This is a genomic window from Brevundimonas sp., from assembly GCF_036677305.1.
Taxonomy (GTDB): domain Bacteria; phylum Pseudomonadota; class Alphaproteobacteria; order Caulobacterales; family Caulobacteraceae; genus Brevundimonas.
In genome coordinates, this window is record NZ_JAKFEB010000149.1 from 1 (window position 1) to 4,454 (window position 4,454).

Consider the following 4,454-nt stretch of genomic DNA (forward strand, 5'->3'; position numbering starts at 1 on the left):
AGCCTCACGCGGGGATGACGGCGGTGGTCTCGATCTCGATGCGGGCCGCGTCCTCGATCAGCCCCTTGACCTCGACCACGGCCATGGCGGGATAGTGGGGCCCGATCAGTTCGCGCCACGCCGCCCCGATATCGCGAAGGGCGGACAGGTATTCGGCCTTGTCGACCACGTACCAGGTCATACGGACGATATGCTCGGGGCCGGCTCCGGCCTCTGTCAGGACCGCGAGGGTGTTCTGGATGGTCTGACGGAACTGGCCGGCGAAACCGGCCTCGACGAACACGCCCTCGGGCGTCCAGCCGATCTGGCCGGCGACGTAGACGGTGCGACCGGTGGCCTCGACGCCGTTGGAATAGCCCTTCGGCCGGGGCCAGCCTTCGGGAAGCAGGACGCGGTTCATGGGGCGGTCTCCACGAAGGGGGCGATGCGGGCGCGCAGGGCCTCGGGCCAGGGCTCGGGTTTCAGCGAGGCGCCGACGTAGACGATGGTCTGGCTCGCCTCGAAGCGCAGATCGTCGCCGGCCCTGATGCGATGGCGCAGGCCGCAGGAGGCTCCGCCCAGCCTTGTCACCGTCAGATCAAAGGTCAGCTCGTCCTCCAGCCGCGACGGGGCGATGAAGCGGGCCTCGACGGCGGCCGTCGGAACGCTGACGCGGCGCTCGACATGCAGTTCGCGGAACGAGGCCTGTAGCGGCCCGGCGAACCAGTCCTCGACGACGCCGTTCAGCATCTCGAAATAGCGCGGAAAGAAGACGATGCCCGCCGCGTCGCAGTCGGCGAAGCGGACGCGGCGCTCGACGGTGAAAACTTCGCCCGTCATGTCGGCTCCTTGAGCCGGAAGCGCTGCAGCTTGCCGGTCTGGGTCTTGGGCAGGGCGTCCACGAAGTCGAGGCCGCGCGGGTATTTGTACGGGGCGATGACGCCCTTCACGAAGGTCTGGAGCTCGGCCCGCAGGGCGTCGGACGGGACGCAGCCCTCGTTCAGGACGACGAAGGCCTGGACGATCTGGCCGCGTTCGGGATCGGGCGCGCCGATGACGGCGGCCTCGGCGACGGCGGGGTGGCGCAGCAGGGCGTGTTCCACCTCGGGCGCGCCGATGTTGTAGCCGGACGAGATGATCATGTCGTCGGACCGGGCCACGAACCAGAACCAGCCGTCCTCATCCAGCCGGTAGACGTCGCCGGTCAGGTTCCAGCCGTCCTGGACATAGGCGGCCTGTCGCGGGTCGTCGAGATAGCGGCAACCCGTCGGGCCGCGCACGGCGAGGCGGCCGGTCTCGCCCGGGGGCAGGGGGCGGCCGTCGGCGTCGATGATGCGGGCCTGATAGCCGGGGACGGCCTTGCCGGTGCTGCCCGGGCGGATGTCGTCGCCGCGCGCCGAGATGAAGACGTGGATCATCTCGGTCGAGCCGATGCCATCGATGATGCGGACGCCGGTCGCATGATGCCAGGCGTCGGAGGTGGCGGCGGGCAGGGCCTCGCCGGCCGAGACGCAGGTGCGCAGCGACGACAGGTCGTGCTCGCCGGCCAGTTTCAGCAGGGCGCGGTAGCCGGTCGGGGCGGTGAACAGGGCGGTGGCCCGATGGCGGGCGACGGTCTCGGCCAGGGCGTCGAAGCCGGGGCGATTGGCGAAGGCGGTCGCGGCGCCGACGGCGGCCGGGAAGACCACCAGCCCACCGAGGCCGAAGGTGAAGGCGATGGGCGGGGTGCCGACGACGACGTCGTCCTTCGTCAGGCCGAGGATGTGTTTCGCGAAGGTGTCGGCCATGGCGAGGATGTCGCGATGGAAATGGACGCAGCCCTTGGGCTTGCCCGTGGTGCCCGAGGTGAAGGCGATCAGGGCGGGGTCCTCGGCGGCCGTGTCGACGGCTTCGAAGCGGAAGCCCATGGGCAGGGCCTGGGCCGCCATCCGCAGGACCGTCGAGGTCATCACCTCCGTCAGGGACGGCGCCCCGTCCCGGGCCTCGGCCACGACCTCCGCGAAGGCGTCGTAGACCAGCGCATGGCTGATCCGCGCCTTGTCGATCACGGTGGCCAGTTCGGCTGCGCGCAGCATGGGCATGGTGGCGACGACCACGCCGCCGGCCTTCAGGATCGCGAACCATGCGAGGACGGTCCAGCTGGAGTTGGGCCCGTGCAGCAGGACGCGGTTGCCGGGAACCAGCCCCATCTCCTCGACCAGCACCTGCGCCATCCGACCCGAGATGGCGTCGACGCGGCTCCACGAAAACTCGAGGTCGTGGTCGATCAGGGCGCGGGCGTCCGGGCCCGCCGCCTCGATCGCGCGACGCAGCAGTTCGACGCCGGCGTTCAGCCGATCGGGATAGTTCAGTTCCGGCAGGTCGAAGATCAGTTCCGGCTGCTGCTCCGCCGGCGGCAGATGGTCGAGCACGAACAGGTCGAGATGCGCGCTGCTCCCCATCAGGCGCCTCCCATGCCGGCGAGAACCTGCCGGGCGATGACGATCTTCTGCACCTCGGAGGCTCCCTCATAGATGCGCAGGGCGCGGATCTCGCGGTACAGCCGCTCGACCGGATGGCCCGAGACGACGCCGAGGCCGCCGAACAGCTGGACGGCCTGGTCGATGACGGCCTGCGCCTCGTCGGTGGCGTAGAGTTTGGCCATGGCGGCTTCGCGGGTGACGCGCGGCGCGCCCTGATCCTTCAGCCAGGCGGCGCGGTAGATCAGCAGGGCCGAGGCGTCGATCTTCAGCGCCATGTCGGCCAGCGAGGCCTGCACCAGCTGCAGGTCGCTCATCGGCGCTCCGAACAGCTTGCGGGCGACGGTGCGGCTAGCCGCCTCGTCGAAGGCCCGGCGCGAGAAGCCGAGGGCGGCGGCGGCGACGGTGGAGCGGAACACGTCCAGCGTGGCCATGGCGATGCGGAAGCCGTCGCCCGGCGCGCCGAGGATACGGTCGCCGTCGATGCGGCACCGGTTGAACCGGATCGTGGCCAGCGGGTGGGCGGCCATCAGGGGGATGCGCTCAACGATCTCGAAGCCGGGCGCATCCGCGTCGACGACGAAGGCGCTGATGCCCTTGGCGCCCGTTCCTTCGCCGGTGCGGGCGAAGACGGTGTAGCGGTCGGCGAGGCCGCCGTTGGAGATGAAGGTCTTGGTCCCGTCGAGGATCCAGTCATCGCCGTCGCGGCGCGCGCTGGTCGACAGGGCGGCGACGTCCGATCCGGCGTCGGGCTCGGACAGGGCGAAGGCGGCGATGGTCTGACCCGACGCCACGCCCGGCAGCCAGCGGGACTTCTGGTCGTCTGTGCCGAACAGGCTGATCGGGCCGGAGCCGAGGCCCTGCATGGCGAAGACGAAGTCGGCGAGGCCGGAGCGGCGGGCCAGGGTCTCGCGCGTCAGGCACAGGGTACGCACGTCCAGCTTGCCGTTGGCGTCCGGCACGGCGTTGTTCAGCCAGCCGCCGTCGGCCAGCGCCTTCAGGATCGTCCGGCAGTCGCCGTCCAGATCATGGTCGCCATGCAGGTGCAGGACGTCGCCGTTCGCCTCGGCCCAGGTCTCGATGTCGGCGGCGAAGGCGCGGTGGCGGTCGTCGAAGAAGGGCCAGTCGAGGAAGGTGCGGTCGGCCATGGCTCAGTTCCCCTCGAACACCGGCTCGCGCTTGGCGGCGAAGGCCTCATAGGCGCGGCGGAAGTCCTTGGTCTGCATGCAGATGGCCTGTGCCTGGGCCTCGGATTCGATCGCAGCCTCCAGGCTCATGTCCCATTCGACGTTGAGCTGGTTCTTGGTGATCCCGTGGGCGAAGGTCGGCCCCTTCGCCAGGGAGCGGGCCAGTTCCAGCGCTGTCTCCATCAGGGCCTCGCCCTCGACGACGCGGTTGTGGAAGCCCCAGCGCTCGCCCTCGTCGGCGGTCATGACGCGGCCGGTGAACAGCAGTTCCGACGCCCGGCCCTGACCGATCTGGCGGGGCAGGATGGCGCAGGCGCCCATGTCGCAACCGGCCAGGCCGACGCGGGTGAACAGGAAGGCCGTCTTTGTCCGCGGCGTGGCGATGCGCAGGTCCGAGGCCATGGCCATGATGGCGCCGGCCCCAACGCAGACGCCGTCCAGCGCCGCGATGACGGGCTGGGGACAGCCACGCATGGCCTTGACCAGATCGCCGGTCATGCGGGTGAAGGTCAGCAGGGCCGGCATGTCCATTTCGGTCAGCGGGCCGATGATCTCGTGCACGTCGCCGCCCGAGGAGAAGTTGCCGCCCGCGCCGGTGACGATCACCACCTTGCAATCGTCGGCGTGGGTCAAGGCGCGGAACAGGTCGCGCATCTCGGCATAGGACTCGAACGTCAGTGGATTCTTCCGCTCAGGCCGGTTCAGGGTCAGGGTGGCGACGCCGTCGTCGTCGACCGACCACAGGAAATGGGCCGCCTTGTAGTCGCGCGCCTTCATCCGTTCAGCTCCTCGTGCGTGGTGGCGTGGAGCGACCGCTTGGCGCGCTCCA

General features: G+C 70.0%; 5 protein-coding genes. All 5 read right to left on the minus strand.

Annotation, left to right across the window (positions count from 1 at the left end; all coding sequences use genetic code 11):
* Window positions 1–4 precede the first annotated feature (4 nt).
* Window positions 5–400: a RidA family protein gene (locus tag V6M42_RS08505; protein ID WP_332678191.1), complete on the minus strand. Its 396-nt coding sequence runs from the start codon at window positions 398–400 to the stop codon at window positions 5–7.
* Window positions 397–819, minus strand: coding sequence for an acyl-CoA thioesterase (locus V6M42_RS08510; RefSeq protein WP_332678192.1), 423 nt, complete (start codon window positions 817–819; stop codon window positions 397–399). Before V6M42_RS08510 ends, V6M42_RS08505 begins: the two co-directional genes overlap by 4 nt.
* Window positions 816–2,420 carry an AMP-binding protein gene (locus V6M42_RS08515; protein WP_332678193.1) on the minus strand — a complete coding sequence of 535 codons (1,605 nt, stop codon included), beginning with the start codon at window positions 2,418–2,420 and terminating at the stop codon, window positions 816–818. Before V6M42_RS08515 ends, V6M42_RS08510 begins: the two co-directional genes overlap by 4 nt.
* On the minus strand, window positions 2,420–3,586 hold the full coding sequence (locus V6M42_RS08520; protein WP_332678194.1) for an acyl-CoA dehydrogenase family protein: 1,167 nt from the start codon (window positions 3,584–3,586) through the stop codon (window positions 2,420–2,422). The genes V6M42_RS08515 and V6M42_RS08520 overlap by 1 nt, the downstream gene beginning before the upstream one ends.
* A gap of 3 nt (window positions 3,587–3,589) precedes the next feature.
* Window positions 3,590–4,454, minus strand: an 865-nt coding sequence (locus V6M42_RS08525; RefSeq protein WP_442880942.1) for an enoyl-CoA hydratase family protein, incomplete at its 5' end; no start/stop codon positions are given.

Excerpts from the sequence above, each read along its gene's own strand:
- V6M42_RS08505 (WP_332678191.1), bottom strand. The coding sequence starts at position 400 with ATGAACCGCGTCCTGCTTCCCGAAGGCTGGCCCCGGCCGAAGGGCTAT.
- V6M42_RS08510 (WP_332678192.1), bottom strand. The coding sequence starts at position 819 with ATGACGGGCGAAGTTTTCACCGTCGAGCGCCGCGTCCGCTTCGCCGAC.
- V6M42_RS08515 (WP_332678193.1), bottom strand. The coding sequence starts at position 2,420 with ATGGGGAGCAGCGCGCATCTCGACCTGTTCGTGCTCGACCATCTGCCG.
- V6M42_RS08520 (WP_332678194.1), bottom strand. The coding sequence starts at position 3,586 with ATGGCCGACCGCACCTTCCTCGACTGGCCCTTCTTCGACGACCGCCAC.